The sequence below is a fragment of the Streptomyces sp. NPDC060205 genome (assembly GCF_042728395.1).
Classification (GTDB): Bacteria; Actinomycetota; Actinomycetes; order Streptomycetales; family Streptomycetaceae; genus Streptomyces.
The window spans coordinates 1-3,779 of the sequence record NZ_JBHWZP010000544.1 but is presented as its reverse complement, the minus strand read 5'-3'; the positions used below and the strand labels follow the sequence as shown (position 1 = coordinate 3,779).

Sequence of the window (3,779 nt, the reverse complement as noted above, 5' to 3'; positions counted from 1 at the left end):
GCGTTTGAGGACAAAGGGGGGCGAGGGGGCGCAGCCCCCATGCAGTGACGGGACGGGTAGGGGCGGCGGGGGCGAAAAACGCTACGCCGGGACCGACGCCACTCCCGGGGCCAGGAACGGCTTGCCGTTGACCCGTTGGGAGACACCCTCACGGTCCAGGTACGGCGTGATGCCACCCAGGTGGAACGGCCACCCGGCACCCGTGATCAGGCACAGGTCGACATCCTGCGCCTCAGCCACGACACCCTCGTCGAGCATGAGCCCGATCTCCTGGGCGACGGCGTCGAGAACACGGGCCCGGACCTGCTCCTCGTCCAGGACGGAGTCGCCCTGCTGAAGCAGCGCGGCGACCTCGGGGTCGAGCTCGGGCTTGCCGCTGTCGTACACGTAGAAGCCGCGCTTGCCCGCCTTGACGACCGCCGCGAGGTTCGGCGAGACCGTGAAGCGGTCGGGGAAGGCCCGGTTGAGCGTCTCGGAGACGTGCAGACCGATCGCGGGACCGACCAGTTCGAGGAGCACCAGCGGAGACATCGGCAGTCCCAGCGGCTCGACCGCCTTCTCGGCGACCGCGACCGGCGTGCCCTCGTCGATGACGTTCTGGATCTCGCCCATGAAGCGGGTGAGGATGCGGTTCACGACGAACGCCGGGGCGTCCTTGACCAGGACCGCGGTCTTCTTCAGCTTCTTGGCGACACCGAAGGCGGTCGCGAGGGAGGCGTCGTCCGTCGCCTCGCCCCGCACGATCTCCAGGAGGGGGAGGATCGCGACCGGGTTGAAGAAGTGGAAGCCCACGACCCGCTCGGGGTTCTTGAGCTTCGACGCCATCTCGGTCACCGACAGCGAGGAGGTGTTGGTGGCGAGGATCGCGTGCGCCGGGGCGACCGCCTCGACCTCAGCGAACACCTGCTGCTTGACGCCGATCTCCTCGAAGACGGCCTCGATGATGAAGTCGGCGTCGGAGAAGCCCTCGGCCTTGTCCAGGACACCGGAGACCAGAGCCTTCAGGCGGTTGGCCTTGTCCTGGTTGACCCGGCCCTTGCCGAGCAGCTTGTCGATCTCGGCGTGGACGTAGCCCACACCCTTGTCGACGCGCTCCTGGTCGATGTCGGTCAGCACGACCGGCACCTCAAGGCGGCGCAGGAACAGCAGGGCGAGCTGCGAGGCCATCAGACCGGCGCCGACGACACCGACCTTGGTGACCGGGCGCGCGAGGGACTTGTCCGGGGCACCGGCGGGGCGCTTGCCGCGCTTTTGCACCAGGTTGAACGCGTAGATGCCGGAGCGCAGTTCACCGCCCATGATCAGGTCGGCGAGCGCCTTGTCCTCGGCGTCGAAGCCCTGCTGCAGGTCGCCGTTCTTCGCGGCGGCGATGATGTCGAGCGCGCGGTACGCGGCCGGGGCCGCCCCGTGCACCTTGCTGTCCGCGATGAAGCGGCCCTTGGCGACGGCCTGGTCCCAGGCCTCGCCGCGGTCGATGACCGGTCGGTCGACGACGATCTCGCCCTTGAGGACGGACGCCGTCCAGATCAGCGACTGCTCAAGGAAGTCCGCGCCCTCGAAGAGCGCGTCGGCGATCCCCAGCTCGTAGACCTGCACGCCCTTGAGCTGCTTGTTCTGGTTGAGCGAGTTCTCGATGATCACCGAGACGGCCTTGTCGGCGCCGATCAGGTTCGGCAGCAGGGCGCAGCCGCCCCAGCCGGGCACCAGACCGAGGAAGACCTCGGGGAGCGAGAAGGCGGGCAGGGACGCGGAGACCGTGCGGTAGCTGCAGTGCAGACCGACCTCGACGCCGCCGCCCATGGCCGCGCCGTTGTAGTACGCGAAGGTCGGCACCGCGAGCGCGGACAGCCGCTTGAAGACCTCGTGGCCGCCCTTGCCGATGGCGAGCGCGTCCTTGTGCTCCTTGAGCAGCTCGACGCCCTTGAGGTCCGCGCCGACGGCGAAGATGAACGGCTTGCCGGTGACACCGACGCCGATGATCTCGCCGGCCGAGGCCTCCTTCTCGACCTGGTCGATCGCGGCGTTCAGGTTCGCGAGCGAGGCCGGGCCGAAGGTGGTCGGCTTGGTGTGGTCGAAGCCGTTGTCCAGCGTGATGAGCGCGAAGCGCCCCGCGTTGAACGGCAGGTCGAGGTGGCGTACGTGCGCCGACGTCACGACCTCGTCGGGGAACAGCTCCGCTGCGCCCTTCAGGAGTTCAGTGGTGCTCACTTGTCGCCTCCGGCGTCCTTGTGGTGCGGGTTCTCCCAGATCACCGTGGCGCCCATGCCGAAGCCGACGCACATGGTGGTGAGGCCGTAACGGACCTCCGGCTGCTCCTCGAACTGGCGGGCCAGCTGCGTCATCAGGCGGACGCCGGAGGAGGCCAGCGGGTGGCCGTACGCGATGGCGCCGCCGTACTGGTTGACGCGCGCGTCGTCGTCGGCGATGCCGTAGTGCTCCAGGAACGCGAGGACCTGGACGGCGAAGGCCTCGTTGATCTCGAAGAGGTTGATGTCCTCGATCGACAGACCGGCCTTCGCGAGGGCCTTCTCGGTGGCCGGGATCGGGCCGTAGCCCATGACCTCCGGCTCGACGCCGGCGAAGGCGTACGAGACCAGCCGCATCCGCACGGGCAGGTCGTGCTCGCGGGCGAACTCCTCACTCGCGATGATCGAGGCGGTGGCGCCGTCGTTCAGACCGGCCGCGTTACCGGCGGTGACCCGGCCGTGCACGCGGAACGGGGTCTTGAGGCCCGCCAGGTTCTCCAGGGTGGTGCCCGGGCGCATCGGCTCGTCGGCGGTGACCAGGCCCCAGCCCGTCTCACCGACCTCCGCGTTGGTGTTGCGCACCGAGATCGGCACCAGGTCCTGCTGGATCTTGCCGTTGGCGTACGCCTTGGCGGCCTTCTCCTGCGAGCGCACGGCGTACTCGTCGGCGCGCTGCTTGGTGATCGTGGGGTAGCGGTCGTGCAGGTTCTCCGCGGTCATGCCCATGAAGAGGGCCGACTCGTCGACGAGCTTGTCGCTCACGAAGCGGGGGTTCGGGTCCACGCCCTCGCCCATGGGGTGGCGGCCCATGTGCTCGACACCGCCCGCGATGACGGCGTCGTACGCACCGAAGGCGACGGAGCCGGCCGCGGTGGTCACGGCGGTCAGCGCGCCGGCGCACATGCGGTCGATCGAGTAGCCGGGCACGGACTGGGGGAGCCCGGCCAGGATGCCTGCCGTGCGGCCCAGCGTCAGGCCCTGGTCGCCGATCTGCGTGGTCGCGGCGATGGCGACCTCGTCGATCTTCTTCGGGTCGAGTCCGGGGTTGCGGCGCAGCAGCTCCCGGATCGCCTTCACGACGAGGTCGTCGGCGCGGGTCTCGTGGTAGATGCCCTTCGGGCCCGCCTTGCCGAACGGGGTGCGGACGCCGTCGACGAAGACGACGTCCCTGACGGTACGAGGCACGATGGCTCTCCTCCAGATGCGGGATGGCTCTGCTGCGCGACACACACGCCCTGAGCGCGCGCTCACCTCCCATGCTACTTGCGGGTAACCGACCTGCCCACCCCCACAGGCGGGAGCGGCGAAGGTCACACGCGTTTGCGCGGGGCACGGGCGCGGGGTGCGCAGTTCCCCGCGCCCCTGAAAGCCGGGGGCGTCCCCGGCGTGTGATGTCTGCGGGCGCGCTCCGGCCGAACGCGACCGGTCGCGTGGTACCTGCGGGTCCGCGGTGGCTGGGCGCGCAGTTCCCCGCGCCCCTGACGGGGCGCCGTCGTGGCTCGTCGCACGGATACCCCGCGCCGGAGAAAAGCC

The 3,779-nt window shown here is 69.7% G+C and carries 2 protein-coding genes; both read right to left on the bottom strand.

All coding sequences use genetic code 11. The features are described from left to right. Positions 1–81 precede the first annotated feature (81 nt). Positions 82–2,208 carry a 3-hydroxyacyl-CoA dehydrogenase NAD-binding domain-containing protein gene (locus ACFWGJ_RS42655; RefSeq protein WP_387334349.1) on the bottom strand — a complete coding sequence of 709 codons (2,127 nt, stop codon included), beginning with the start codon at positions 2,206–2,208 and terminating at the stop codon, positions 82–84. Then, positions 2,205–3,431 carry an acetyl-CoA C-acyltransferase gene (locus ACFWGJ_RS42650; protein ID WP_107022155.1) on the bottom strand — a complete coding sequence of 409 codons (1,227 nt, stop codon included), beginning with the start codon at positions 3,429–3,431 and terminating at the stop codon, positions 2,205–2,207. The genes ACFWGJ_RS42655 and ACFWGJ_RS42650 overlap by 4 nt, the downstream gene beginning before the upstream one ends. Positions 3,432–3,779 lie beyond the last annotated feature (348 nt).